Annotated in this window: 26 protein-coding genes, 1 pseudogene and 1 riboswitch; of the genes and pseudogenes, 8 read left to right on the top strand and 19 right to left on the bottom strand. The window is 58.1% G+C overall.

Annotation, left to right across the window (positions count from 1 at the left end; translation table 11 throughout):
- Nucleotide 1: 1 nt before the first annotated feature.
- Complete coding sequence (locus Z947_RS0104465) at nt 2–748, top strand: cobalt-precorrin-6A reductase (RefSeq protein WP_025043115.1); 747 nt, start codon at nt 2–4, stop codon at nt 746–748.
- Here the strand turns inward: Z947_RS0104465 and cobJ are convergent.
- The 10 genes from cobJ to Z947_RS21785 all read right to left on the bottom strand — a co-directional run bounded on the left by cobJ (nt 724) and on the right by Z947_RS21785 (nt 10,145).
- Nucleotides 724–1,458, bottom strand: coding sequence for a precorrin-3B C(17)-methyltransferase (gene cobJ, locus Z947_RS0104460; RefSeq protein ID WP_025043114.1), 735 nt, complete (start codon nt 1,456–1,458; stop codon nt 724–726). The genes Z947_RS0104465 and cobJ overlap by 25 nt on opposite strands.
- Nucleotides 1,455–2,186 (bottom strand): precorrin-2 C(20)-methyltransferase, encoded by a 732-nt coding sequence (gene cobI / locus Z947_RS0104455; protein WP_025043113.1) that lies wholly within the window; start codon nt 2,184–2,186, stop codon nt 1,455–1,457. The genes cobJ and cobI overlap by 4 nt, the downstream gene beginning before the upstream one ends.
- A 2-nt stretch (nt 2,187–2,188) precedes the next feature.
- Complete coding sequence (locus Z947_RS0104450) at nt 2,189–2,818, bottom strand: precorrin-8X methylmutase (protein ID WP_025043112.1); 630 nt, start codon at nt 2,816–2,818, stop codon at nt 2,189–2,191.
- On the bottom strand, nt 2,808–3,926 hold the full coding sequence (locus Z947_RS0104445) for a hypothetical protein (RefSeq protein WP_025043111.1): 1,119 nt from the start codon (nt 3,924–3,926) through the stop codon (nt 2,808–2,810). The genes Z947_RS0104450 and Z947_RS0104445 overlap by 11 nt, the downstream gene beginning before the upstream one ends.
- Nucleotides 3,923–7,177: a cobaltochelatase subunit CobN gene (gene cobN, locus Z947_RS0104440; RefSeq protein ID WP_025043110.1), complete on the bottom strand. Its 3,255-nt coding sequence runs from the start codon at nt 7,175–7,177 to the stop codon at nt 3,923–3,925. The genes Z947_RS0104445 and cobN overlap by 4 nt, the downstream gene beginning before the upstream one ends.
- A 4-nt stretch (nt 7,178–7,181) precedes the next feature.
- On the bottom strand, nt 7,182–8,216 hold the full coding sequence (gene cobW, locus Z947_RS0104435) for a cobalamin biosynthesis protein CobW (protein ID WP_025043109.1): 1,035 nt from the start codon (nt 8,214–8,216) through the stop codon (nt 7,182–7,184).
- Nucleotides 8,213–8,587, bottom strand: coding sequence for a DUF1636 family protein (locus Z947_RS0104430; RefSeq protein ID WP_025043108.1), 375 nt, complete (start codon nt 8,585–8,587; stop codon nt 8,213–8,215). The genes cobW and Z947_RS0104430 overlap by 4 nt, the downstream gene beginning before the upstream one ends.
- 10 nt (nt 8,588–8,597) lie before the next feature.
- A complete protein-coding gene (locus Z947_RS0104425) occupies nt 8,598–9,089 on the bottom strand; it encodes a hypothetical protein (protein ID WP_025043107.1) in 492 nt (163 codons plus the stop codon).
- Nucleotides 9,090–9,100: 11 nt separating this feature from the next.
- Complete coding sequence (locus tag Z947_RS0104420) at nt 9,101–9,799, bottom strand: CbtA family protein (RefSeq protein ID WP_025043106.1); 699 nt, start codon at nt 9,797–9,799, stop codon at nt 9,101–9,103.
- A gap of 181 nt (nt 9,800–9,980) precedes the next feature.
- A complete protein-coding gene (locus Z947_RS21785) occupies nt 9,981–10,145 on the bottom strand; it encodes a CbtB domain-containing protein (protein WP_081781116.1) in 165 nt (54 codons plus the stop codon).
- 34 nt (nt 10,146–10,179) lie between these two features.
- A riboswitch (cobalamin riboswitch) is annotated at nt 10,180–10,391 on the bottom strand.
- Between the two features lie 144 nt (nt 10,392–10,535).
- Between Z947_RS21785 and Z947_RS0104410 the strand changes: the two genes are divergently transcribed.
- On the top strand, nt 10,536–11,447 hold the full coding sequence (locus Z947_RS0104410) for a DMT family transporter (protein ID WP_025043105.1): 912 nt from the start codon (nt 10,536–10,538) through the stop codon (nt 11,445–11,447).
- Here Z947_RS0104410 and pncB read toward each other — a convergent pair.
- Nucleotides 11,420–12,712 (bottom strand): nicotinate phosphoribosyltransferase, encoded by a 1,293-nt coding sequence (gene pncB / locus Z947_RS0104405; RefSeq protein ID WP_025043104.1) that lies wholly within the window; start codon nt 12,710–12,712, stop codon nt 11,420–11,422. The two genes, Z947_RS0104410 and pncB, sit on opposite strands and share 28 nt — an antisense overlap.
- A 128-nt stretch (nt 12,713–12,840) precedes the next feature.
- On the opposite strand from pncB, the gene Z947_RS21445 reads away from it, so the two are divergent.
- Nucleotides 12,841–13,590, top strand: a complete 750-nt coding sequence (locus Z947_RS21445) for an NYN domain-containing protein (RefSeq protein ID WP_156026620.1) — start codon at nt 12,841–12,843, stop codon at nt 13,588–13,590.
- Nucleotides 13,591–13,666: 76 nt separating this feature from the next.
- Entirely contained in the window at nt 13,667–14,242 is a 576-nt protein-coding gene (locus Z947_RS0104395; protein WP_025043102.1) for a hypothetical protein, read from the top strand.
- Nucleotides 14,243–14,245: 3 nt separating this feature from the next.
- Here Z947_RS0104395 and pncA read toward each other — a convergent pair whose 3' ends face one another.
- Complete coding sequence (pncA, locus tag Z947_RS0104390) at nt 14,246–14,839, bottom strand: bifunctional nicotinamidase/pyrazinamidase (protein WP_025043101.1); 594 nt, start codon at nt 14,837–14,839, stop codon at nt 14,246–14,248.
- Nucleotides 14,840–14,926: 87 nt separating this feature from the next.
- Here pncA and trhO point away from each other — a divergent pair, with 87 nt between their 5' ends.
- Nucleotides 14,927–15,817: an oxygen-dependent tRNA uridine(34) hydroxylase TrhO gene (gene trhO, locus Z947_RS0104385; protein WP_025043100.1), complete on the top strand. Its 891-nt coding sequence runs from the start codon at nt 14,927–14,929 to the stop codon at nt 15,815–15,817.
- Here the strand turns inward: trhO and Z947_RS0104380 are convergent.
- Complete coding sequence (locus tag Z947_RS0104380; protein ID WP_025043099.1) at nt 15,786–17,024, bottom strand: MFS transporter; 1,239 nt, start codon at nt 17,022–17,024, stop codon at nt 15,786–15,788. The genes trhO and Z947_RS0104380 overlap by 32 nt on opposite strands.
- A 142-nt stretch (nt 17,025–17,166) precedes the next feature.
- Between Z947_RS0104380 and Z947_RS22320 the strand changes: the two are divergent.
- Nucleotides 17,167–17,274 (top strand): annotated as a pseudogene (locus tag Z947_RS22320) (chemotaxis protein MotB); the annotation flags it as partial.
- Between the two features lie 189 nt (nt 17,275–17,463).
- On the opposite strand, the gene Z947_RS0104370 reads toward Z947_RS22320, so the two are convergent.
- The gene (locus Z947_RS0104370) at nt 17,464–17,823 is read right to left on the bottom strand and encodes a flagellar protein FlgN (RefSeq protein WP_025043098.1); all 360 of its coding nucleotides are present in this window, start codon (nt 17,821–17,823) and stop codon (nt 17,464–17,466) included.
- Complete coding sequence (locus Z947_RS0104365; protein WP_025043097.1) at nt 17,807–18,091, bottom strand: rod-binding protein; 285 nt, start codon at nt 18,089–18,091, stop codon at nt 17,807–17,809. Before Z947_RS0104365 ends, Z947_RS0104370 begins: the two co-directional genes overlap by 17 nt.
- A gap of 1,229 nt (nt 18,092–19,320) precedes the next feature.
- Here Z947_RS0104365 and fliK point away from each other — a divergent pair.
- Nucleotides 19,321–19,842, top strand: coding sequence for a flagellar hook-length control protein FliK (fliK, locus tag Z947_RS22155; protein ID WP_162171863.1), 522 nt, complete (start codon nt 19,321–19,323; stop codon nt 19,840–19,842).
- Nucleotides 19,843–19,854: 12 nt separating this feature from the next.
- Nucleotides 19,855–20,535, top strand: a complete 681-nt coding sequence (locus Z947_RS0104340; RefSeq protein WP_025043093.1) for a flagellar hook capping FlgD N-terminal domain-containing protein — start codon at nt 19,855–19,857, stop codon at nt 20,533–20,535.
- Between the two features lie 2 nt (nt 20,536–20,537).
- Here Z947_RS0104340 and Z947_RS0104335 read toward each other — a convergent pair whose 3' ends face one another.
- From Z947_RS0104335 to Z947_RS0104320, 4 genes are read right to left on the bottom strand one after another with little or no spacing between them, the layout of a single operon-like run.
- Complete coding sequence (locus Z947_RS0104335) at nt 20,538–21,866, bottom strand: NAD(P)/FAD-dependent oxidoreductase (RefSeq protein ID WP_025043092.1); 1,329 nt, start codon at nt 21,864–21,866, stop codon at nt 20,538–20,540.
- Complete coding sequence (locus Z947_RS0104330; protein WP_025043091.1) at nt 21,866–22,687, bottom strand: ABC transporter permease; 822 nt, start codon at nt 22,685–22,687, stop codon at nt 21,866–21,868. The genes Z947_RS0104335 and Z947_RS0104330 overlap by 1 nt, the downstream gene beginning before the upstream one ends.
- Nucleotides 22,684–23,559, bottom strand: a complete 876-nt coding sequence (locus Z947_RS0104325) for an ABC transporter permease subunit (RefSeq protein WP_025043090.1) — start codon at nt 23,557–23,559, stop codon at nt 22,684–22,686. Before Z947_RS0104325 ends, Z947_RS0104330 begins: the two co-directional genes overlap by 4 nt.
- Nucleotides 23,559–24,686, bottom strand: a complete 1,128-nt coding sequence (locus Z947_RS0104320; RefSeq protein ID WP_025043089.1) for an ABC transporter ATP-binding protein — start codon at nt 24,684–24,686, stop codon at nt 23,559–23,561. The genes Z947_RS0104325 and Z947_RS0104320 overlap by 1 nt, the downstream gene beginning before the upstream one ends.
- Nucleotides 24,687–24,742 lie beyond the last annotated feature (56 nt).

Raw genomic sequence — 24,742 nt, 5'->3', positions numbered from 1 at the left:
CATGCGCATCCTTTTGCTCGGCGGCACAACCGAAGCTAGCCAGATGGCCAGAACCCTTGCCGCGCAAGGACTGGATGCGGTGTTTTCCTATGCCGGGCGGACGGCCACCCCCGTGGCGCAACCCCTGCCAACACGGGTCGGCGGATTTGGCGGAGTTGACGGGTTGGCCACTTATTTGAGGGCCGAAAACATCACCCACGTGATTGACGCCACGCACCCCTTTGCCGCCGGGATGAGCCGAAACGCCCATGCCGCTTGCGCGCGCGCGAATGTTGCGCTGATCCGGTTGGAACGGCCCGCTTGGGCACCGGCTGACGCAGACAGATGGACGTTGCTGCCGGAAATCGAGGAGATTCCTGCCGCCCTGCCCGACACCCCGTCGCGCATCTTTCTGGCGATCGGGAAACAACAGATCGGATTGTTCGCCGCGAAGCCTCGACATCACTATCTGTTGCGTCTGGTGGATCAACCCGAGTCCGGTTTGCCGCTGCCCGATGCAGCAGTTGTAATTGCGCGCGGCCCGTTTGATGTGGCGGGGGACGTGGCGCTGATGCGCACACACCGGATCACCCATGTCGTCGCTAAAAACAGCGGTGGACAGGGCGCGCGGGCCAAGCTGGAGGCGGCGCGGATCTTGGGCTTGCCGGTCCTGATGGCGCAGCGACCTGTGTTGCCCGATGGCGATCTGGCCAATACCGTCGAGGGCGTTTTGAAATGGTTGTCTCACGAGGCCGACCGAGGCGTATAGACATAGCGCCCGACAAATTTTGTGGCTGAATTGCCCACGATCACAACAGTTTGCATATCGGCCATTTGCGGCGTCGCGTCAGCCAGGGGAACAGTTACCAGCTTTTGGTCCGGTTTGCTGACCGCACGCGCAAAGGTGATCAGCCGGTCGGGGCCACATTCCTCGCGCAGCACTTTCAGCGTTTTTTCAAAGCCGTGCGGGCGGGATTTGGAACGCGGATTGTAAAACGCCATCGCGAAATCGCCACGGGCGGCCATGCGCAAGCGATGTTCGATCACCTCCCAAGGCTTGAGGTTGTCGCTGAGGTTGATCGCGCAGAAATCATGCCCCAGCGGCGCGCCGGCAGCGGCGGCGGCGGCGAGCATGGCGGTGATGCCGGGCAAAACGCGAATGTCTGTTTCCGTGTACTCGGGATGTGCTTCTACCGCTTCGAAAACGGCAGACGCCATGGCGAACACCCCCGGATCACCGGAGGAGACAACCACAACACGCGCACCTTGGGCGGCCAGTTGAAGGGCATGCAGGGCGCGGTCCAGTTCGACACGGTTATCGGTAGGGTGCAAGTTTAACCCGGCACGGGGCGCGATACGCGCTACATATGGAATATAGCCGATGATGTCGGTGGCCTGAGCAAGCGTTTCCGTGACCTCTGGCGTGATCAGCGCATCATTTCCCGGCCCAAGACCGGCGATGGCGACCCAACCCGTCATTCTGCCGCCTCGGGGCGGCGGCCCTGACCATGTACCAGAACAATCGCGAAATAAGGGCAGTCATCATCAGCCACATCGGCAAGTTTCGCGATACGTTGATCCGGCATCGTGCCTTTCTCGACCAGCCATGCATCGTCCAACCGGCCAGCAGCAGCAAGCGCGCGTTTGACGACAGGAAGGTTGCGACCGGTTTTCATCACCACCAAGGCATCGGCGCGTTTCATGTGTGCGATCAGGTCTGCCTCGGGCAGGGTTCCCATCAGCACCGTCATCACGTCATCGCCCCACGTGAAAGGCATATCAAGCGCGTTCCAACAGCCGACCATACCGGGGATCGCCGGCAGCACCTCAACCTCTGCCCGGCCTTGCAGGCGGGTGTGCAAGTGCATGAACGACCCATAGAAAAACGGATCGCCCTCGCAAAGCACGACAACCTCTTCGGTCTTGGCCAGCTCTTCCAGACGGTCCGCCCACTCGGCATAGAAATCGACCATCAACTGGCGGTATTCATCGCTGTCAAAGCGCAGTTCCGTCGTGACGGGGTATTCCATCGGATATTCGATCACATCATCGCGCAACATACCGTTGACGATTCTGCGCGCCTGCCCCGCGCGGCCCTTTTTACGGAAATAAGCGAGATGTTTCGCCCCCCGAATGGCTCGGTCGGATTTCACGCTCATCAACTCGGGGTCGCCGGGGCCAAGGCCCGCGCAAATGATCCTGCCCATGATTATTCCACCCTGCTGGCAAGGGCGTTCACGGCCGCCACGGTGATCGCGGAACCGCCCAGACGGCCCCGCACAATCATCGAGGGCACGGGAAGGTCCTGCATCAATGCTTCCTTGGATTCAGCGGCACCGATGAACCCCACAGGACAGCCAATGATCGCCGCGGGGCGCGGGCAATCGGGGTCTTCCAGCATGTTGATCAGGTGGAATAGCGCGGTCGGGGCATTACCAATGGCAACAACGGCACCAGCAAGATGTGGACGCCAAAGCTCAAGCGCGGCAGCGCTGCGAGTGTTGGACATCTCGGCCGCCATATCCGGCACACGCGGATCACGCAGGGTGCAGATCACCTCGTTCTCGCGCGGCAGTCGTTTTCGGGTGATGCCCTCGCTGACCATATAGGCGTCACAGAGGATCGGCGCGCCGCCTTCCAATGCGGCACGGGCCTTGATCGCCATGTCGGGCGAAAACTGCACGTGTTCCTCAAGCCCGACCATACCAGCGGCGTGGATCATGCGCACGGCAACGATTTCTTCTTCGGGTGTAAAACGGGCGAGTGCGGCCTCTGACCGGATCGTGGCAAAGGACTGGCGATAGATTTCAGCGCCGTCTGTGATGTAGCTATGGGGCATGCGAAAGCGCCTTGATAATGTCGTTCTGGGTGAGGTTGCTGGCCGCCGGTGTGTCGCCCGCGCGGCCCTGTTTGACAAGGTCGAATCCGTTTCCGGTTGCGGTGAGTGTCAGCGGCGCGGCTTTCGGATGTGCGCAGCCTTTGGCACAGCCCGAGATGTGGAGGGTTTGCGAAGGCTTCAAGTGCGGCGCAAGGTGGCGTGCGAGGGCGCGCGTTTGGCTCAGCGCTTGAGCGCAGTCGGGGGCACCGGTGCAGGCCGTGATGCGCAGCAAGGGATGGGTCGGGTCGGTGATCAAGCTGTCAGGCTGTGGGGCGTGTTCGCACCCCTCCATCAAGATCATGCGCCAAGGTGTCAGGCGGATATCCCCAAGCGAGGCAAACACCGCGGCTGTCACTTGACCAAAAGCCATTCCCGCAATCATGCCTTGCGGTGTTGGGCCGGGAACGGGGGCGTAGGTTTGCGTTTGACGCGCTGTGTTGAAACCGTCGGGCAAGGTTGCCCCGTCACCAAGCAGTTTCGCCATGCGGTTATGCGTGGTGCGGGTGCCCATAAACCAGTTGGCCAGTGCCAATGCTTCGCCAATGCAATTTTCTACGGCGACGGGTTTGCCCTTAGACATGCCATCAGCGACAAGAATGAGCTCCCCCTTTAGATCACGCTCCAGCCGGATGTCAGCGGGGGCGGTATGCAGCACAGGCTTAGGACCGGTGTCGATGGCAAACCCGAATTTATGCGGCAGCGCCGGCGCGTGTGACTGGCCAAGTGCGTCGGTCAGAGCATGCGCCGCGGCGGGCGTTTCCCCGAAAGGGGTCACGATGACATTGCGCCGGCTTTCGACCGCTTCGCTCGGGTCGATCAACGACAGATCACGCAGGGCGTCGATCAAGGGGGCATGCGTATCCGGCGTCACACCACGCAACTGAACGTTGGCCCGGCTGGACAGATCAATGATGCCGTTCCCGTAGCGCAGGGAAAGGGCGGCGATGCCTTTGGTTTGCACGCGGCTCAGGCGACCGTTGTAGGGGCGGATGCGCACAACCAAACCGTCGCCGGACATCATCGGGCGCAGAGCACCAGGGCAGTAGCCCTTGATTTCCGGGGCATTCATTGCGCGACATCCATCTGGGCGTTGATCGAATTGCGACGCGTGATCCAAAGGCCAGCATCGCGCAGCGCGGCGAAGCGGTCTTGCATGGCCTTTAACGCTGCCGGATTTTCGCGTTCCATAAATGCCACCAGATCATCCCGACCAAGGGTTGCGTCGTAATAGAGGTCAAACAGATGCGCCGGCACCTCGCGGGTCAGATGTGCGAAAGCGGCAAGGTTATCGAGGGTCGCCGCGATTTCGGCGGCACCACGGAAGGCATGGCGCATCATGCCGCTGGCCCAATCAGGGTTCGCGGCGCGGGCACGAACGACGCGGGCGATTTCTTCGGCCATGGTGCGGGCACGGGGCGTGCCTATTTTCGTCGTGTCGACGTGGTACATGGCGGGTTTGGAGGCCCCCAGATGGGCCATGGCCGCAGCAAAACCACCCTCGTGACTGGCGTAATCCGAAGCAAGCAGCACATCGGATTCGGTAAGATCCTGAATATGAGCGAAGGTGTCAGCGCTTTGCAGCCGCTTCTCAAGCGCCGCGCGGTTCTGATGCGCCTCGCCGTTGGCATCGACAGACCATTCGGAGGCTTTCAACCACGCCTCACCGGCTGCGGCGCGCCCCTCTTGCGAATAATCCAGCATCGCCGCTTCCATATTCATGCCATATAAACCCGGTTTTGGGCCAAAGACGCGGGGGGATTTAACCTTATAGGGATTCATATCCGCCGCCTCTTCCCGCTCGGCGAGCGCAAGTGCGCCGGCCTCGAACAGCTGTGAAAGCGCGGGAAAAACATCGCGGAACAGGCCGGAAATACGCAGGGTGACATCAATGCGGGGACGGTTGATCAGGGTGAGCGGTAAAACCTCGAAGCCGCTGACGCGTTCGCTGCCTGCGTCCCATTTTGGCGACAGCCCCGCAAGGTGCAGCGCCATGGCCACCTCTTCGCCCGCAGTACGCATGGTGGCGCTGCCCCATAGGTCAACGACAAGCCCTTTGGGGTAGTCCCCTTCGTCCTGCAAGTGGCGGCGGATCAGTTCCTCGGCCAGCTTGACCCCTTGGGCGTGGGCCGCCCGGGTCGGCACGCTGCGCGGGTCAACGGCATAAAGGTTGCGCCCCGTGGGCAGCACATCCGACCGGCCCCGATAGGGTGAACCGGAGGGACCGGATGCGACACGCTTCCCGTCCAGCGCAGCGAGCAGCCCGTCGGTTTCGCCCTCGCCAAGCCCATAGGTATGGAGCCCGTCGCCATATTGCGATTCCTTGATGTCACAGACAAAGCGGTCGATGCGCGTGATCGCCTCTGCCATGCAGGTGTCATCGGTGATGCCAAGATCGCCCTCAACTCCAGCGGCACGTGCCTCGTCACGAATGGTGTCGATCAGCCGGTCACGGCGGGCAGGGTCAAGCCCGTCGGCGGTGGAATATTCGTCGAGCAGACGTTCGAGTTGCAACAGACCATCGGGCGTCGCGCTATCTTTCATGGGCGGCGGCAGGTGGCCAAGGGTCACGGCCCCGACGCGGCGTTTGGCTTGGGCCGCTTCGCCCGGATCATTGACGATAAACGGATAGATGACAGGCAGATCACCGGTCAGCGCCTCGGGCCAGCAATCATCGGACAAAGCCACGGATTTACCCGGCAACCATTCCAGAGTGCCGTGCGCGCCGATGTGGATCAGCGCATGCATCCCTTGGGCGCGCAGCCAGAGATAGAAAGCAACGTAAGAATGGCGCGGGACACGGGCAAGGTCGTGATAATCGGTTTCGCGTTGATCAATTGCCCCCCGCTCGGGTTGCAGAGCAACAAGCGCGTTGCCACAGGTTTGAGCGGGAAAATGGAAGGCACCGTTTGCGTAAAGCGGGTCTGCATTGATATCGGGCCATGCTGTTTTCAGATCCGTCTGGAGTTGCTGCGGTAAGTCGCCGAGCGCCTTTTCATACGCGCCAATCGGCCAAGGTATCGTTGTGTTGGGAAGCGATTTGCCAAACCCGATACGGGGCGTGACGGTGTAATCCGAACTGGCAAGCGTCATCAGCATATCTTCGGCTGAGGCCAGCGCGTCTAGGCCAACTGCATGGGCAATCTGATCTTCGCGCCCCGGATAGGTGGACAGAACGAGGGCAAGTTTTCTGTCGGCAGTCGGGGTCGCGGCAAGGCGGTGCCAGCCTGCGATCCGTTCGACGACTGCCTTGATGCGCAGAGCGTTCGCGCGGTGGGAAAAGCGGGAGTATTGCAGGTGCGGGTCTTTTTTCTCGGGCGCTTTGAAACTGACAACGCCGGAGAAAATCCGTCCGTCAACTTCGGGCAAAACGACATGCATGGCAAGGTCGGTGGGGGAGAGGCCGCGTTCGGACGAGGCCCATTCTTTCTGCCGTGCGGTGGAAAGAGCGACCTGAAAGATGGGACAACCAGGCGCGTCGAGGGGCGATGTGCCGTCCGCTCCGCGCCCCGAAAATGCGGTGGCGTTTACGATCGCGGCTGGGGCGTGATCTGCAAGAGCCTGATCCAGAAAGGACCGGCCGTCGGGGTTTTTCAAGGAGGGCACAAAGAGGCCAAGTGCGTTGAATCCCGTGGCGCGCAGTTCACGGATCAGGGCATCGACGGGGGATGTATCCGCAGCGGTCAAATAACTGCGATAGAAAGTGACGGCCACCAGCGGCAGATCATCCAGCATGCTACGCGGGCAGATCGAGACGATGCCGCGATCAGGATCGTAATAGCCTGCGGTCGGGACGGTTTTGGTGCCGGTGACCGGACCGGCGTAGAAACCGGCGGCAAGGGCAAGTTGGGCAAGGGCCGCTTGGGCCGCAACAGCGCCGCCTGCATCACACAGATGCGAAAGGCGGCGCAGGGTAGAAACAGGGAGCGTTGAGTGTTGATCAAGTGCCGGGTCTTCGCGACCATCCGCTGGCAGGATCGCAAGCGCGATATCATTGCGCCGCGCAAAATCCTGCACTTGCATAATGCCATAGGGCCAGTAATTTTCGCCCCCGATCAGGCGGATCAGGATGCCTTTTGCTCCTGTTAGGGTCTGTTCAACGTAGTTGTCGACACTCGCGGGATGGCGCAGCGCCGTAAGGTTGCACAAGCGAAGCGTGGGCAGTTTACCCTCGGCCCCGCCCCCGCGATGCCAGCCTGCCGCGAAAGCACCGAGGTCGCTGTCGGAGAACGAGAGCACCACCAGATCAGCGGGCGTCTGGCCCGGATCATAGGGGGTCTCGCTATCCTCTAGCCCATGGCTTTCGCGGAAGACGACGTGCATTTTATCACGCGCCCAATGTGGCGCGGATGGCAGCGGTATCGATGTGATCGTGTTCGGCAATCACCACCAGATGCCCCTGACGCGCATCGGTGCCCCAAGGGCGGTCAAACTGTTGACGCACGCGGGCACCTACGGCCTGAACCAGCAAACGCATGGGTTTTCCGGTGACCGCGACATACCCCTTTACCCGCAAAATGTGCTGTTCGTTCGCAAGCTTTTCGATGGCAATGACAAGGGCATCGATATCATCGACTTCAGGCATCGGCACGACGATGGTTTCAAAATCATCGTGTTCGTGATCGTCGTGGCCGTCGTGATGCGAAGGGCGCGCGTCAAGGTCGTCCTCGGCCTTGGCATTCAGGCCAAGCACCACGTTGGGGTCGATCACGCCTTCGCTCATCGACAGGATCGGGATACTGCGAGGGCTTTCTGCTTCGATCACCTTGCGCGCAGCGGCAAGACCGGTTTCGCCCGCAAGATCCGCCTTGGACATCAGGATGATGTCAGCGCAGGAAATCTGGTCTTCGAAGACCTCGGACAGGGGAGTTTCATGGTCGATGCTGTCATCGGCCTTGCGCTGTTCATCAACCGCATGTTCATCGGCGGCGAAACGACCGGCGGCAACCGCTTCGGCGTCGGCCAGTGCAATCACCCCGTCCACGGTGATTTTGGAGCGGATGGCGGGCCAGTCAAATGCCTTGAGCAGCGGTTTGGGCAAAGCCAGACCGGAGGTTTCGATCAGGATGTGATCGGGTTTCGTCGGCAGCGCCATCAGCGCCTCGATCGTCGGGATGAAATCATCCGCGACGGTACAACAGATACAGCCATTCGCCAGCTCGACGATATTTTCCGCAGGACAATCGGGGATTGCGCAGGATTTTAGGATATCGCCATCAACACCCACGGTGCCAAATTCGTTGACCAAAACGGCAAGGCGGCGACCACCAGCGTTTTGCATCAAATGGCGGATCAATGTGGTTTTGCCGGAGCCCAGAAAACCGGTAATCACGGTCACGGGAATTTTGGAAAGATCGTTCATGTCAGTGCCTCCACGGGCATATTAAAGGGGGGAACGCGGGCAAGGCTTTGTTTGCGAAACACCACGGGGCGTTCGCGCCATGGGACAAGCCCGTCTTTGGATGCGGCATATGCGGCAGCACCGGCAAGGATTTCCGGCGCATTTTCAGGGGTCATACGACCGTAAACATAAGTCCATTTGCCAGGTTCGGACAGGGCCACCGCAGCCCCTTGCGAACATGCGGACAAGCAGGACACGCCGATGATTTCAACATCTTCGGGTGTCTCTGCGTCGGTCAATGCCGCATGCAACAATGCACCCGGGCGCGGCGCGTCTTCTTCAAGAACCTCACCTGCGCGACAGGTGGTGCAGACGTATAGGGTTGCGGTCATGTGGCGGGCCTCATTCTACGGTGATCATCTGCGTGGCGGAAACGGGGGTGCCGTTCACAGCCAGCGGGCGGTGGTCATTGGTGTTCAGGGTCACTTTGACCTCGATCTCGCCTTTGGGCAGACCGTCAATATGCATCCACGGGTTATACAAACGGCCCAGTTTTTCGCCATTGATATAGACGTGTGCGTGGCCTTCGCCAGCGACATTGGCAAGGCTGGCGCGTTCAGGAGAAAAGGTGAAATTCTCCGCCACCACATGCAGGTTATAGCCGGCCATCGGGTCCGGCATCACCATAAGGGAAACCTGCGGCGCGTCGGCGGCAGGCACGTCAACCGGTGTGTCATGCATCATGGCGTGATCCATGTCGCCATGATCCATACCCGCCAGATGTGCGCCGTGGTCATGACCATCGAACGTCACGCCATTGGCGGCAGCGATGGTAAAACCGATACCACCGCCGAAAACCAGCCCGATTGCAAAGAGCGAAAGTGAACGGTTCATTTCGCCACCTCCTATGCGTTGGCTTGGGCGTCGGCGTGGGCACCTTCGCGTTGCCAGAAGTAGCCCGCGAAACAGCCCAGCAGGACCCATACGGCAAGACCAACACCGAACGCGCGGGCGGCAAACAGCGCGCCGATTTCCGTCGGAACGGGACCGGTAAACACATCAGGCTCCGGCGCACCGATCAGATGTGGGGCCAAGAGCAAAGCGGCAGCGATGGCCCAGACAATCCACGTGCGTCCGAAGGCGATTAGCCAAAGCGCGACACCCGCCGTGCTAACCGTCGCGAACCACCAGATCTGGCGGGCCGACACATCAGCCGCGGCAACACCGGGCACTTCGGGTGCCAGTGTGAAACCGGGGGCAAGGTGAAACGCCACAAACCCTGCGACACCCCAAAGGATGCCCGAGCGCCCGTCGATCCGCGCCCCGCGATCTTCGGCAATGCCCATCAGCGCGATCATGATCAGCGCGTAGCCGGTATAGGTCAGCATGGTGAAAACCAGGCTAAGCCCGTCACGCATGGCGTCGAATCCGGGCAAGTCAGGATGCGCCGAGACAGCAGCAGCCCCGAAATGGACCAGTTCGCCCGATTCGTAGAGTTCTGCATGCAGCAACACCGGCTGGACGAAGATCAGTTGAAGGAGACCAGCGATCAGGCCTGCGGACGCACCTGCAAAAAGTGCTGAAATAATGAAACGAGAATACATTGAATGAACCCCTATGTTTAGCAAAGCGCAAACCGTGCCCGCGCGAAAACGCTAGACACTGTTGCCGCCTGAAAGGCCGGCAGAAACCGTATGACTGTGACGCAACACCAAAATGCCAATAGGGCGGGCCGCAATGCGACACGCCCAGAACAGTGCTTCCGGCCCGATTAAGGCTGTCTGCTTAGTGGCAGGGGAATCCGGTGGCGTGACGCACATCATGGGCGGCATCGTGCAAGGCGGCTGCCTGTACGTGGCCGGTCAGTGAAATCACGGCGAAACCCAGCGCCAAAGCGAACAGGGCGGGCATCATACGCAGGTTGCTGCGGGTCATTGTCTGTGTCGTCATGTCTTCTCTCCTTTACCGTCACACCCGACGGCTGTTGTTTCTCTCGCGCTTGGCAGGTCTCCTGGCTCGCGGGTCGTGGCCTTTTCCCGCCTTCCCTATCTTGCGATAAGTGGCATATCGGGTCGGGCTCACCGCTTACAGTCGCGGGGGCGGCTTCAGCTTGGGGCGGCTGCCTTGACTGAATTCCCTGTTAGGTCCCGCATGAAAACCATCATGCATCGGGACACCAAGCCCACAAGACTTCGCATTTTGCCCCCCTTAGCGCAAGGCGGATTTGCGACAGTATAGTGCCACAAAACGCGCATATGCTGGCAACCGGCACCGCTTTGGTCCTAACGTGCCGACAGGATTGCACGCGTGCGAATCCCCTGACCCCACCGGAGCATCGCCGTGCCGTTGAACAAAACCACCCTTGCGATTGTGTATTCGCTGATCGCAATCATGTTCTTTGATGCGATGGGTCTGCTGATCAAACATCTGTCGGTGCATTATACGGCCGCGGAATTGTCGGCCTATCGCAATATTTTTGGGTTGGTCCCTTCGGGACTGGTGTTGTGGGGATCTGTGGCATGGCACCGCAAAGGGCGCATTTGGAAAGTCCGGCAATGGCGACTGGCGCTGTTGCGCGGGGCGGTCCTGACGATAGCGCAATTGTCGTTTTACATCTCGCTGGGTGTACTGAGTTTCGCAACCGCATCGACAATCACCTACGCCAATGCCCTGTTTCTGGTCGCGCTGGCAGTGCCGTTGTTGGAGGAAAAGGTGGGCGCGATGCGCTGGTCTGCGGTATTGGTCGGCTTTGTCGGCGTGGTTCTGGTGGTCGGGCCCGGGCGTGACACCTTTTCGAATGCCGCGCTGATGCCGTTGCTGGCGGCGTTTTGTTATGCCTTTGTCGGGGTCACGGCGCGCATGATGGACGACGACGTGCCGACCCCGCTGATTAACCTTTATTCTACGGTCATCGCGGCAATCGGGGCCTTTGCGCTGGTGCCGGTGCTTGGCGGGTTTTCCCCCCTACGCGCCCCGAGCGACCTGATCTGGATCGCGGGCATGGGGGCCTTTGGGGGAACCGCCGTGTTGTTGATGATCACCGCCTACCGGATGGCAGATCAAAGCGATCTGGCACCTTTCAGCTATTTCGGCATTCCCATCGCCTTTGTGCTGGGATGGGTGTTTTTCGACGAAGCGCCGTGGTCAGAGTTGTTTCCTGGCGCGTTGCTGATCATCTTTGGCGGCTTGATCATCATTTGGCGTGAACGGCGGTTGCGGCAGTCTCAGACCACCACTTCTTCCGCCACCTGATCCCCGACACCGAACACGCGTTTATAACGGGCAATTTCATCCGCAGGCCCCATCGCTTTTCTGGGGTTATCGGACAGTTTGACCGTCGGCTTGCCATTCGCAGATACCGCTTTGCACACCAGTGAAAACGGCGCGAGCGCGTCGTCCGGCACCAGTTTGCGGAAATCGTTGGTCAGCAATGTACCCCAGCCGAAGGACACGTTTACCTTGCCTGCAAATTCACCATGCAGTGTTTTGATTTTTTCCACGTCCAGCCCGTCGCTGAAGATTACCCGCTTATTGCGTGGATCTTCGCCGCGTGATTTCCACCACTCGATTGCGGTGTTTGCCGCCGTTGCGGGATCGCCGCTGTCGACACGGATGCCCGTCCAGCCAGCCAGCCAATCGGGGGCGTTTTCAAGGAACCCCTTGGTCCCGTAAGTATCGGGCAGGATGATCCGCAGGTTGCCTTCGTGTTCTTCATGCCAGTCCTGCAAAACGTCATAAGGCGCTTTGGCAAGGGCCGCGTCGTCGGGGGCAAGGGCCGCATAGACCATCGGCAATTCATGCGCGTTGGTGCCGATCGCCTCGACTTCGCGACTCATCGCGATTTTGCAATTCGACGTGCCGGTAAAAGCACCGCCCAATCCTTCACTCATCGCCTGAACGCACCAATCCTGCCACAGATAGGAATGCCGGCGGCGTGTACCGAAATCGGCAATCGACAGATTGGGGATATCGCGCAGCGTTTCGATTTTTTCCCAGACACGCGTCATCGCGCGGGCATAAAGTACCTGCAGTTCGAATTTACCCATCGTGTCCAGTACAGCGCGGCCTCGCAGTTCCATCAGGATCGCGAGCGCGGGAATTTCCCACAACATGACCTCATGCCACTTGCCCTCGAAGGTCAGTTCGTATTGATCGCCCTTGCGTTCCAGGTGGTAGGGCGGCAGGCGCAGCCCCTCGAACCACTCCATGAAATCGGGGCGGAACATCTGGCGTTTGCCGTAAAATGTGTTGCCTCGAAGCCATGTAGATTCGCCGCGCGACAGGGAAAGCGAACGCACATGATCAAGTTGTTCGCGCAATTCGCCCTCGTCGATCAATTTGGCCAGCGGAACATGCGTGGACCGGTTGATTAGGCTGAATGTGACCTGTGTGTCTGGTTTGTTTCTAAAAATAGACTGACACATCAACAGCTTATAGAAATCCGTGTCGATCAGGGATCGCACAATCGGGTCGATTTTCCATTTGTGGTTCCAGACGCGTGAGGCGATATCGACCATGAGGGATTCCTTAAAAGTTCAGGCCTTTGTGGCAAAACTGGCAAGGGAGGGGCAAGGGTGATTTAATTTGCGCCATAAGCTTGCCAAATTCGGCCTGCATTCTGAAGGTCTATGAACTGGAGAGCACCGTGACACCGATTGAAATTCTGACACCGATTGTTCTGGTATTGGCTTTTATCGGCTATGCCTTCTGCCTGTCCCGTCTGATGTGGGTGACTTTGGGCGTGACGGCGGCGATCGGGGCGTATTTCGCACGCACATATCCGTTTGAAGGGGAGAACCTGTTTTACTGGGGTGTTCTGGGGGGCGTGGTGTTTACCGCCTGGCTGGCCGCGATGGTCCTGCGGCGCGCCGAAGCGGGCGGATTACCTGCGCAGCAGAAAAAGAATGCTCAAAAGCCAACGGGGCAGCGCAAGGGTCAGCAGAAACATCGCGCTACGCCCAAACAACGGGTCGCCGCACGCAGAAAGCAACCGATAACACCTAAAGGCGACGTACCGGGCGTGGTGATTGACGGCACGAACGTGATGTATTGGGACGGTCAGGCGGATTTGCACACGTTGCGCGTTGTTGTGGACAAATTGCGGGGCAAAAACTTGTCGCCCCATGTGTTTCTTGATGCCTCGTCGCGCCATCATCTGGGCGATAAGTCACTGGACCAATACAGCTTTGCTGCTGCATTAGGGCTTGCCCCCAATCAGGTCACGGTGTGCCCTGCACAAACAGAAGCCGATGCATTCCTGCTAAAATTTGCCAAAGAAAACAACGTACCCGTTGTGTCAAACGACCGGTTCGGGGACCGCGCATCACTGGCAAAGGGATTGAAGCTAATCAAAGGTGTGATCGCAGGCGGCAAGCCGGTGTTGCAGGGCCTCTAGCGCAGTGCGCTAATGTTTGCGCCCTTTTTTCGCCAAATTGTACGGGTACCTTGCCCCATCGCGTAAGGGACAGCCCATGACAATGTGCTATGACATCGACATTTCCTACCTCTGTGCGCCCGAGGTTTTTGATGATCCTGCCAAGGGCGCTTTGCTGCGCCGAAACGGTCTGCAGCCCCATTCGCGCGCCAATTATGTGGCGAAATTTCGCGACCCCCGCACCGCGCGCGCCTTAGCTGAGGCCCCCGAAACGGTGAGAGCCTATTTTCAGGATTGCGGCTTTGCTTTTGTCGCGTCCGGTGTGTCCTTGCCAAGCGGTTCGATTGATTACACTTTTGGCAATCACCTGAAAGACGTCGCCGTACGGATGCATGAAAACCTGTCGGTCTACGATATCTCCGGGGTGCCCCTGAACGGTTTGGATATCGCAGCCTGCATCAAGGCGATCGAAGAAGCGCGGATGGTTGATCCCACCGCGTTGCGCGGCGGCCATGGTTTTTGGTTGAATTTACTGCGGCCCACGCTTGCCCTGCCCGCTTTGGCACTTGGTGTGGTTTTTACGTTGCACACTGTCGGCAGCATTCAGGATCCGTCGACGTCCTCAAGCCTGATCGATGCGGATGTCACCCGCCTGATGCCCGCCGGCAGATAGTCATCAACCAAGGGTAACCCCCGCCGCCGTCATCCCCTCGACCGCCGCCGCCAGTGAACCGCTCATATCAATGGCGCGACACAGATCCTGCCGCACAGTCACGTCAAAGCCCAGCTTTGCGGCATCAACAGCCGAATAATTTACGCAGAAATCCAGCGCCAGACCAACCATGGTCACGCCAGTGATGCCGCGCGTGCGCAGATACCCTTCAAGGCCGGTAGGCGTTTCATGGTCGTTTTCGAAAAAGGCAGAGTAACTGTCGATCGCTGGGTTATAACCCTTGCGGATGATCATATCCGCGCGGTCCTGATGCAGCTCCATATGAAATTTCGCCCCCAAACTGCCCTGAATACAATGATCGGGCCACAAAACCTGCGGGCCGTAAGGCATGTCGATCAACTCCAAAGGTGCCTTGCCCGTGTGGGAGGAGGCAAAAGAAGAGTGGCCCGCCGGATGCCAGTCCTGCGTCAGGATCACTGAGTCGAAATCGTTCATCAGCGCATTGATGCCCTGCACAATGTCATCGCCCCCCGCGACGGCCAAGGCTCCACCGGGGCAAAAGTCATTCTGGACGTCAATCACAACAAGGGCTTGCATGGTGTTTCCTTTCAGCAGGCGTGTCGGACGGGTTTTAACCCACCGCCCCCTTGCAAAACAGCCCCTTTGGGGCCTATTTCACCGCCCATGTACACAATCGCCGCGCTTTATCACTTTACCCGTTTCCCCGACCCCGCCGCGTTGAAACCCGCGCTGCTGGATCTATGCTTGGCGCAGGGCGTCAAAGGCACGCTGTTGCTTGCCGGCGAAGGGGTGAACGGCACCATTTCAGGATCGCGCGCGGGCATCGACGCGGTGATCGCGCATCTCCGCAGCCTGCCGGGGTGCGCCGGTTTGGAGTGGAAAGAAGCTACGAGCGAAACGCCGCCCTTTCCGCGCATGAAAGTGCGTTTGAAGCGCGAAATCGTGACCATGGGGCAGCCTGATGTCGATCCGGCCAGCAAGGTTGGCAACTATGTGGATCCGGCAGACTGGAACGAACTGATCAAAAGCCCCGATGTAGTGGTGATCGATACGCGCAACGATTACGAAGTGGAAATCGGCACTTTTGAGGGTGCTGTTGATCCGCAGACCAAGACTTTTGGCGAGTTTCCCGAATGGTGGGCGCAAAACAAGGACCGGTTTCACAACAAACGTGTGGCGATGTTCTGTACCGGTGGCATTCGGTGTGAGAAATCAACGAACTATCTGTTGGGTCAAGGGGTAGAGGATGTGTTTCACCTGAAAGGTGGCATCCTGAAATACCTTGAGGAAGTCCCGCAGGAAGAAAGCACATGGGAAGGCGATTGTTTTGTCTTTGACGCGCGGGTCAGCGTCGGACACGGTTTGGTCGAAGGCCAGCACGTGCTGTGCCACGGTTGTCGTCAGCCGATCCTGCCGGAAGATATGAAACGCCCCGAATTCGAACAGGGTGTGAGTTGCCACAAGTGTTTTGATCAGACAACTGATTGGGACAAGGACCGTTTTCGCGAACGGCAAAAGCAGATCAAGCTGGCAGAGGCGCGGGCGCAGAAGTGACGCGCGGGCCGCGCGGCGTACTGCGCAGCAAAAGCCACAGCATGATCGCGATGTTGAAACCGTTCCATATGATTCCGTTGATAAAGGCCCATTCATAAGAACCGGTCCAGACATAGATCTGCCCCGACATCCAACCGCCCAGCGCCATTCCCATAATCGTCGCCATCAATACAAAACCGACCCGCGCGCCGGCCTCTTTGGCGGGCATATATTCGCGCACGATCAGGGCATAGCTGGGCACGATGCCGCCTTGGGACAATCCGAAAACAAGGCTGACGATATAAAGCGAGATAAGGCCGCCTGCAGGCAGGTAAAGGAATAGCGCAAGGCATTGCAGGGTCGACCCGATCAGCAAGGTACGCACCCCGCCCAAACGGTCCGCCAGCACACCCGACACAATGCGCGATCCGACACCGCCCAGCAGCATAAGCGAAAGCATTTCTGCACCGGCAACAGGGCCGAACCCCATGTCGACACAAAGCGACACGATATGTACCTGTGGCATCGACATGGCCACACAACAAGAAATACCGGCGAACCCTAGCAAATAGGCCAGTACGCGCGGGCTGACGCCGGAAGATTGCGCTTTCAGGGTCGAGGCCAGCTGCGCGGCATCACGGGTGGCATCCGACGTGGCACGGCGCAATAAAAAGGCCAGCGGGATGACGCCAACAAAGGTCGCGACTGCCAACACGGTATAGGCTGCCCGCCAACCGTCACTTGCCAGAACACCAGCCAGAAGCATCGGCCAGATCGCCCCTGACAGGTAGTTCCCGCTGGCCACCAAAGCCACGGCAATCCCGCGCCGGCGCACAAACCAGTGCGATATATCCGCAATTAACGGCCCGAACCCGACAGCCGAGGCAAGACCGACAATCAACTGGGCGATAGAAAGCATCACGATCGAATGCGACAGGATCGCAAGAACCAACCCTGCGACGATCCCCAAGGCCGCAAGGATCAACGACACCGTGACCCCGAAACGATCCAGCGCGCGCCCGATCGCAAAATTTCCCAGCGCGAAACCGATCATATTCAGCGTGTAGGGCATGGAAGCCGCAGCACGACTTGCTCCGAATTCCGCCTCGACCGCCGGCATGATGACGATAATCGCCCACATCCCGGCATTGGCGATAACGGCCACCAGCACCGTGACACACAACCTGAACCACGCATACCGGCTGTCGGTTTCTGTCTGATCTGTCACGGGCTGTTCCTCTCGCAGGCATCAAGCCCCTTTCCACGCCCCCCTGCAAGAGCGAAGAGGAAATACAAGCAATTGAAACTGTTAAGCTCCCCTTAGCGCCCTGTCTGATACGCCTGCACTTGGGTGAAAAAGGGTGATGAAGATGGGTGCGCAAGCAAATGCGGCACCAGTCATTATCAAACGCAAAAAGGTTGTTAAGGGCGGTGGGCATCACGGTGGTGCCTGGAAAGTCGCTATAAGCATGTTCCTTCAGTCATAGACGCTTTGCGTCCGTTGTGTCCGCTCCCTAGGGGCTGGACGAGATGTCATTCTGAACCATGCATGCTTTTTGTTTAAAAGATGCGCCACCCGACCTCGGATGCACGCTTAGATTTGGCGTAGTAGTCTTAACGATTACTGAACCGGCCCACGCCAAATCTTGGGGTTTTTAATCAATTGCTCAAACCCGGTGTTCAACCGAGCTATCAATATCCAATTGGATGTCATGACGTTTGCCGTCCGCGCCATAAGTCTCCAGTGCCCCCTTTACCTCGCGCAGGCGCGCCATACGGACTGCGACTGCACGAATGCCTTCAAGTGCGCCGTCCAGCAAAAGCTGGTTGCGCTTTACCTTACTGTCGAGCATCTGCATCGTCGTCAAATCTGTCTGGGGCACTGCGTTCATCGCCTCAATCAGCGCTTCTTTGGACACCAGCAACGCGTTCAACTTCTCCAGATCGCCTTTCAAAAGCGCCTCACGCTCTGCATCCAGCAGTTCACTCAGCTCTTCGGTTGCAACTACATTACTCTTTGCCGTCATTGTTTCGCTCCTTGAGTGCTTCATAAATCGATTCGCTCAGTCCGATGCCGCCCGCCCGGACCATCGCCATGGCCTGTTCAGCGACCAGAAAGGATGCAAACTGATCCTCCCCGGGACCACCGCCAAACCCATCTGGAGACGCGCCAAGCCCTGCTGATTTCAGCATTTCCGCAAGGAAATTCGCCTCCAACTGCATCGCAGCATCACGCAACGCGTTTTCTCCTTGTGGCTGATAGGTCGGGGCCACAACAGGGGGGATCGCTTCCATAGCAGGTTCCTTAAATTGCTGTCTACTTTCCCAAATATGCGCTGATTTCGGTAAACAACTGGTAACGATCTTCGCCCATAACCGCGTCAGTCGGAGAAGAAATCTCGGAGGACTAGGTGCAACATATTTTGACCCAATCCCTATTACCCGCGAAGGGTAGCGTGCAACAAACAGGCTCAAATCGTGACATTGAAACTGCCAAATCTGCGGCGCAAGATATGCCGCACACTGCTGAAAAAAGCCTGAGCTTTACGACCATATTAGCAGATTTTACCGTCGCTTCTGGCGAAGAGCCTATTTCGACCGACCTTACACTTGAACAAGGCCCGCCAACCGCCGGTTCCCCGCAAAACGCGACGCTAAAAACCGACAAGGCCGATGTAACGGAAACCGAGCGACCTCCCCTAAATGCTGTAATTTCGACCGCGCAGCCAAGCGGCGCAGATGAGGGACCTCTTGATGCGGCCAAAGCACCCATGCCAGTGCAATCCTTGGCTCAAACTACGGACGATCCAAGCGAAATCGCGATACCGGCCTTCGAAACGCGTCGCACAATTGAACGCACCCAACCAAAGGCGATCCCGTTAGGTGAACCGCTAGAAACGGGTAACAGCACGGTAGCGCAAACCCCTTCTCAATCGTCAGGGACGTTAACATCGACAAACGCCCGCCCCACAACCGTTCCGATCTCGGACCAAGCGGTTCTTCAGCCGGATCAAACGCGCTTCGCTTTGCCAGCGAACGCTTCAAAGCCATGGTCTTTAGCGATCCATCCAATTGCGCTTTCAAACGCATCTGGCGAGATGGCGCGCGATTTTCCTGTCGTATCGCACTCTTCCAATCCTGAAGGTGCCGTGCGTGTGGCGGCCTCCACACCTGCCCCAACGACCGCTACTTTGAGAACCAAAGCGCCAGATGTCACCGTCCCAAACAACCAGATCACAACTGACGCCAACCAAGCGGATCAGGCACAAGCAAGAGCTGAAACATCGAACGCGACCGTCGCGATATCCCATACGTTCTCCGCAACTTCGCAGACGCCAGTAATGACACAGTTGGCAACTTCAACTGTTCCTTCGGTCGATTCAGCCTCGCGCAGATCATCTGCGGACCGGACTGCGGCAGCGGATCCCGCAGTTGCGACATTCACAGCGGCAAAGCCCGCAACGCCTCTTTCGCCGCTGCAGACCAGCACCACCTTCAACGTTGTCCAAGCGGGAGCGGCCCCAATGTTTGACACCGCCAAGAACGCCGTCAATCCGGCGGAGGCAGATCCCCTTGTCACCCTGCGTGGTGATGTTTCCATTGCCGCAACTGCGCCGCAGAACCAGCCGGTCCACCCGACATTATCTCTGCCGCAACATGTCGCCCGACAAATCGCGGAAGCAATGCAAAACATGCCGAACCGGCCCGTTGAAATATCGCTCAACCCAGAGGAGTTGGGCCGCGTGCGCCTGGCCCTCTCCGCGTCAGAGACGGGACTGGTCGTGAACGTCCTGGCTGAGCGGCAGGAAACCGTTGATCTTATGCGTCGGCATATCGCAAACCTTGAATCCGCCTTTCAGGACATCGGTTATAACCATATCGCCTTTTCCTTCACCGGCGGAGATCAGTCCCAGACAGAGGCTGGCAATGATTCAGTCCCGACAAAAAACAAAAAGGACGGGATGGAATTTGACGCTTCTACCCCCGACACCACTCAGATCACCCTAACGGCTGGCCCATCTGCCGGTCTTGATATCCGGCTTTGAACAGGACCTCTTATGGACATCAATACATCACCCGTTGCGAACGCCACCGCCGCTGGGGCTGCCGCCCTTGCCAATACGGCCCCCCAGACCGAACCGGTTCTGTCGTCGGACTTTGAAACCTTTTTAAAAATGTTAACCGCGCAGGCCCGTTTTCAAGACCCGCTTGAACCGATCGATTCATCTCAATACGCGGCGCAACTGGCCCAGTTTTCGATGGTTGAACAACAGGTCTTGTCGAACGATTTGCTGACCTCTCTTGCCTCGCAGATCGGGTCCGGAAACATGGCAGAACTTGCCAGCTGGATCGGAATGGAAGCACGCACAACCGCGCCGGTTCAATTCGACGGTAGCCCGATCGTGATCAATCCAAATCCCGCTGCAGCCTCTGACGAGGTTTATCTGGTTGTACGTGATCGTTCCGGCGAAGAGGTCCAGCGTTTGCAATTGCCGGTCTCGGCAGAACCTGTGGAATGGGCAGGCGTTGCAAATGACGGGACGCCCTTTGCCACTGGGCTCTATAGCTTTGATATCGAAAGCCGCGCCAATGGCGAAATAATCCTGTCAGAGCCGACAGAAACATTTGGTCGCATCGTCGAAACCCGCCTGCAAGGCAGCGACACTGTTCTGATCCTCGAAGGTGGCAGCGCCATTCTGGCGAGCAGCGTTGACGGGTTACGCGAACCGCCGGCGTAACATCAGCGATCTTTCAAGCCAAAGCCGGCGTATGCGATGGGCATGATTGCGCGGCGCCAACGGCCGAGTTCAAATTTGGCAAGCGGGCGCTGGACCGCCTTAGGGTAAATCTGGCTTGGCTTTTTGTCCTGCACCAAATCCGCCAGCAGTGCCCCGCAATAGCTTGCCATCGCCACGCCGTTCCCGTGATAACACAGGCTGGCAAACAGACCCGGACTGTCAGGTACTTGCCCAACAAACGGCATCTGGTTTCGGGCAATACAAACCATTCCCGACCAGGCGTTCGGCGTCTCTACCCCGCGCCATGCCGGGAACATGTCATCGAAATCGGCGCGCGCCCGCTTGATGGCCCGCGCCTCTGATCCGGCAGTCGCCATCAACCCACCGCGCACCCCGAACAACATCCGCTTGTCAGGCATCAGCCGGAAATAATGCAGCAAGTTACGCGAATCGTAGGACGCTTGATCACTGTTCCAGCCCTGAGCGGCCAACTCCGTTTCTGTCATCGGGCGGGTGACGATAATGCTGGATTGTGTCGGCATGTACCGGCCAGCAAGCCAATCTGGCAGGTCTTCGGAGGAATAACCGTTCGTCGCCACAATGACTTTTGCTGCCTGTACTGTTCCCTGCGGGGTCTCCAGCGAAAACCCTCCACTTGGACGGGACATGCCCGTCACAGATGTGTTGTGGAAAATCTTAGCGCCTGCGGCCTCGGCGGCGGTGGCGAGACCGGTGATGTACTTACGCGGGTTCAATCCGAAACCCACGGGGATCGTAATCGCACCTTCGAAACCTGCGTTCATACCTTCCGACGCCAAATCAGACTTGGCTGTCAACTGCGCTTCGAAACCGTAGCTTTCGGCGTAATGATCCACCGATGCTTTCATGATTTCGTAATCGCGCGCGCGGTGCGCCAATTGCGTTTCACCCTTGGAATGACGGTCAACCTCGATGCCGAAACGGTCGATCAACCCTTCGACGTATCGGATCGACGCCAGTTCGGCCTGATGCCATTCATCGCGTCCCTGTCTGCCAAACGTCTGGTCCAATTGTTGGTTGTCGAGCATTCCGCCCCCCAAGCAACAAAACCCGCCGTTGCGCCCCGAAGCACCCCAGCTGACATAACGGCTTTCCAAGATGGTTACCGAAACCCCTGCCTGCGCAAGCTGAAGCGCTGCGGATACGCCGGTAAATCCGCCGCCGATAATCGCGACATCACAGCTGTGGTCGCCGCCCAAGGCTGGCCGATCAGGCGCTGCGCAAGTTTCATCCCACCAACACCCCGCGCGTGGCGTATCGGAATAGGCAAAATCAGGATAGATACGTTTCATCACCCTGTCGCCCGCTCTGCCGCCTGCGCGTCGGTCTGGGCGCGTAGGGCATTGCGTTTCGTCACAAGCGATGCGGTTACGACCCCTATGGTCACAATCAAAATCATAATAGTCGACAGTGCGTTGATCTCGGGTGACACCCCAAGGCGGACAGCCGAAAATATCTTGATTGGCAAGGTTGTTGCGGACGGACCGGACGTGAACGAGGCGATGACCAAATCATCGAGACTAAGCGTAAATGCCAGCAGCCAGCCCGAAATCACAGCCGGTGCGATGATCGGCAAAGTGACCAGTCGAAAAGCCTCCCAAGGGGTTGATCCAAGATCAAGCGCTGCCTCTTCCAAAGAGCGGTCAAAACTGACCAAGCGCGAAGAGACCACCACAGAAACATAACACATGGAAAAAGTGGTATGTGCCAGCACGATGGTCAAAACGCCACGATCCAATCCGATGCCAATAAAGAGCAGCAACAAAGACAGGCCTGTGATAACTTCAGGCATCACCAAAGGCGCATAGATCATCCCTGAAAACAGCGTGCGCCCCATAAAACGCCCGCCGCGCACCAGCACATAGGCGGCCATGGTGCCCAGTACGGTGGCAAAGGTTGATGAAATCACGGCCACCTTCAGCGTGACCCAAGCCGCATCCAAAAATGCCTCGTTCTGGAAAAGCGTGCCGTACCATTTTGTCGAAAACCCTGCCCAAACGGTCACCAGTTTGGAGGCGTTGAAACTGTAGATCACCAGCACCAGCATGGGCAGATACAAGAATGCAAACCCCAGCGTCAGCGATGTAACGTTAAACCACGACATCCGCCTCATTGTTCGGCCTCCTGCTGTTTTTGCTGGTTGCGCTGGAACAGGACAATCGGCAGAATCAGGATCAACAACAAGATGACGGCAACGGCCGATGCCACAGGCCAGTCGCGGTTGTTAAAGAACTCTTCCCAAAGAACCTTACCGATCATCAACGTACCCGATCCGCCCAGCAGCGAAGGGATCACAAATTCGCCCAGCGCCGGGATAAACACCAGAAAAGACCCGGCAACGATCCCGTTTTTCGACAATGGAATGGTGACCAGCCAAAAGGCCTGCATGCGCGTACAACCCAGGTCCTGCGCCGCCTCATCCAGGGACGCGTCCAGCCGGTCAAGGGCGGCATAAATCGGCAGGATCATAAAGGGCAGATAGGTGTAAACGATACCGATGTAGACCGCTGTCGTGGTGTTCAGGATCACCAAAGGTTCGCTTGTCACCCCCAGCCACATCAGCAATTGGTTCAACAACCCTTCGTTGCTGAGAATGCCCATCCACGCGTAAACGCGGATCAGAAATGACGTCCAGAACGGCAGGATCACCAACATCATCAGCGTGGCGCGCCATTCCTCCGGCGCTTTCGCCATACCGTAGGCAATCGGATACCCGACCAGCAAGGTCAGCACCGTCGACACAAAAGCGATACGCAGGGAACTCAGGTAGGCTTTCCAATACAGATCGTCTTCGGTGAGGAAGACAAAGTTCTCGAAATCCAGCTCGCTGATCAAGGCACCGATGCCGTCTTTGAGATTCGGTGTGTAGGGGGGGATCGCCAAGGCAGCATCGGACAGCGATATTTTCAGAACGATCAGAAAAGGTGCAAAGAACAGCAGCAAAAGCCACAGGTATGGCACGAGGATCAGGGTGGCGCGGCGCATCATTGTTCCAACATCACGCCAGCGGTTGCGCTCCACGAAATCCAGACGGGGTCTTCCCATGTAATATCACGTCGCGCGATGCGGCGGGTATTGGCGGTCTGGGCTTTAATCACCTGACCACCGGGCAGTTCCACGTGATAGGTAGACAGGTTTCCCAAATAAGCGATGTCCAGAACCTTGCCCTGCATGGCATTCACCGCATCTTCTGGTTTCTCTGTCGAAATGCGGATCTTTTCAGGCCGGATCGCAAGGTGGGCCTTTTGACCCTCACTGAATGTCTTTTGCGACGTCGCGGTGATCGGGGCTTGTCCGTCACTCCACGTCAGCGCGTATTCTTCTGTGCCCGACGGGCTTGCCAGCCCTTCGATGATGTTCACGTCCCCAATGAAATCCGCAACATAAACGGAGTTCGGATATTCATAAATCGCGGCAGGCGTCGCCACCTGAATAACGCGCCCCTCGTCCATTACGGCCACACGAGAGGCCACGGTCATCGCTTCTTCCTGATCATGTGTCACGATAACAAAAGTAGTGCCGGTGGTTTCCTGAATGTCCATCAGTTCGAACTGGGTTTCCTGCCGCAGTTTCTTGTCCAAAGCGCCCAGCGGTTCGTCGAGCAGCAGTAGTTTAGGTGCCTTCGCAAGCGAGCGGGCCAAAGCCACGCGTTGGCGTTGACCGCCGGAAATCTGGTGTGGTTTACGGTGGGCAAATTTTTCAAGCCGCACCAGCTTGAGCATCTCTTCAACCCGCGCTTCGATCTCGGCTTTGCTTTTCTTATCGCGGCGCAGGCCGAAGGCGATGTTTTCCCAAACACTGATATGGGGGAAAAGCGCGTAGGACTGGAACATCATATTCACCGCACGTTCATTCGGCGGGACCGGACCAATGTCCGCACCGGCAAGTTCGATCCGCCCTTCGGTGACGGTTTCAAACCCTGCCAGCATGCGCATCATCGTCGTCTTGCCGCAGCCTGATGGTCCGAGCAGTGCAAAGAATTCCTGTGCAAAGATATCAAGCGTCAGATCGTCAATAGCGGTGAATTCACCGAATTTTTTCGTCACGTTCTGGAACCGGATCAACGGTTTTTCGTCGGGATTTTCCCAAGGGGCAAAAACGGTTTGGCTCACGTTGCGGTCATCCCTGTTTGATCAGATGAAAAAGAGGCGCGGTTGATCCCAACCGC

Origin of the sequence: Sulfitobacter geojensis (assembly GCF_000622325.1) — a bacterium.
GTDB lineage: Bacteria > Pseudomonadota > Alphaproteobacteria > Rhodobacterales > Rhodobacteraceae > Sulfitobacter > Sulfitobacter geojensis.
The sequence above is the reverse complement of the archived record's forward strand: the minus strand, read 5'-3'. Positions and strand labels throughout refer to the sequence as shown.

What these genes read in the sequence shown, in the direction of transcription:
- Z947_RS0104465 (WP_025043115.1), top strand. Translation starts at nt 2, where the DNA reads ATGCGCATCCTTTTGCTCGGCGGCACAACCGAAGCTAGCCAGATGGCC.
- cobJ (WP_025043114.1), bottom strand. Translation starts at nt 1,458, where the DNA reads ATGACGGGTTGGGTCGCCATCGCCGGTCTTGGGCCGGGAAATGATGCG.
- cobI (WP_025043113.1), bottom strand. Translation starts at nt 2,186, where the DNA reads ATGGGCAGGATCATTTGCGCGGGCCTTGGCCCCGGCGACCCCGAGTTG.
- Z947_RS0104450 (WP_025043112.1), bottom strand. Translation starts at nt 2,818, where the DNA reads ATGCCCCATAGCTACATCACAGACGGCGCTGAAATCTATCGCCAGTCC.
- Z947_RS0104445 (WP_025043111.1), bottom strand. Translation starts at nt 3,926, where the DNA reads ATGAATGCCCCGGAAATCAAGGGCTACTGCCCTGGTGCTCTGCGCCCG.
- cobN (WP_025043110.1), bottom strand. Translation starts at nt 7,177, where the DNA reads ATGCACGTCGTCTTCCGCGAAAGCCATGGGCTAGAGGATAGCGAGACC.
- cobW (WP_025043109.1), bottom strand. Translation starts at nt 8,216, where the DNA reads ATGAACGATCTTTCCAAAATTCCCGTGACCGTGATTACCGGTTTTCTG.
- Z947_RS0104430 (WP_025043108.1), bottom strand. Translation starts at nt 8,587, where the DNA reads ATGACCGCAACCCTATACGTCTGCACCACCTGTCGCGCAGGTGAGGTT.
- Z947_RS0104425 (WP_025043107.1), bottom strand. Translation starts at nt 9,089, where the DNA reads ATGAACCGTTCACTTTCGCTCTTTGCAATCGGGCTGGTTTTCGGCGGT.
- Z947_RS0104420 (WP_025043106.1), bottom strand. Translation starts at nt 9,799, where the DNA reads ATGTATTCTCGTTTCATTATTTCAGCACTTTTTGCAGGTGCGTCCGCA.
- Z947_RS21785 (WP_081781116.1), bottom strand. Translation starts at nt 10,145, where the DNA reads ATGACGACACAGACAATGACCCGCAGCAACCTGCGTATGATGCCCGCC.
- pncB (WP_025043104.1), bottom strand. Translation starts at nt 12,712, where the DNA reads ATGGTCGATATCGCCTCACGCGTCTGGAACCACAAATGGAAAATCGAC.
- Z947_RS0104395 (WP_025043102.1), top strand. Translation starts at nt 13,667, where the DNA reads ATGACAATGTGCTATGACATCGACATTTCCTACCTCTGTGCGCCCGAG.
- pncA (WP_025043101.1), bottom strand. Translation starts at nt 14,839, where the DNA reads ATGCAAGCCCTTGTTGTGATTGACGTCCAGAATGACTTTTGCCCCGGT.
- trhO (WP_025043100.1), top strand. Translation starts at nt 14,927, where the DNA reads ATGTACACAATCGCCGCGCTTTATCACTTTACCCGTTTCCCCGACCCC.
- Z947_RS0104370 (WP_025043098.1), bottom strand. Translation starts at nt 17,823, where the DNA reads ATGACGGCAAAGAGTAATGTAGTTGCAACCGAAGAGCTGAGTGAACTG.
- Z947_RS0104365 (WP_025043097.1), bottom strand. Translation starts at nt 18,091, where the DNA reads ATGGAAGCGATCCCCCCTGTTGTGGCCCCGACCTATCAGCCACAAGGA.
- fliK (WP_162171863.1), top strand. Translation starts at nt 19,321, where the DNA reads ATGTTTGACACCGCCAAGAACGCCGTCAATCCGGCGGAGGCAGATCCC.
- Z947_RS0104340 (WP_025043093.1), top strand. Translation starts at nt 19,855, where the DNA reads ATGGACATCAATACATCACCCGTTGCGAACGCCACCGCCGCTGGGGCT.
- Z947_RS0104335 (WP_025043092.1), bottom strand. Translation starts at nt 21,866, where the DNA reads ATGAAACGTATCTATCCTGATTTTGCCTATTCCGATACGCCACGCGCG.
- Z947_RS0104330 (WP_025043091.1), bottom strand. Translation starts at nt 22,687, where the DNA reads ATGAGGCGGATGTCGTGGTTTAACGTTACATCGCTGACGCTGGGGTTT.
- Z947_RS0104325 (WP_025043090.1), bottom strand. Translation starts at nt 23,559, where the DNA reads ATGCGCCGCGCCACCCTGATCCTCGTGCCATACCTGTGGCTTTTGCTG.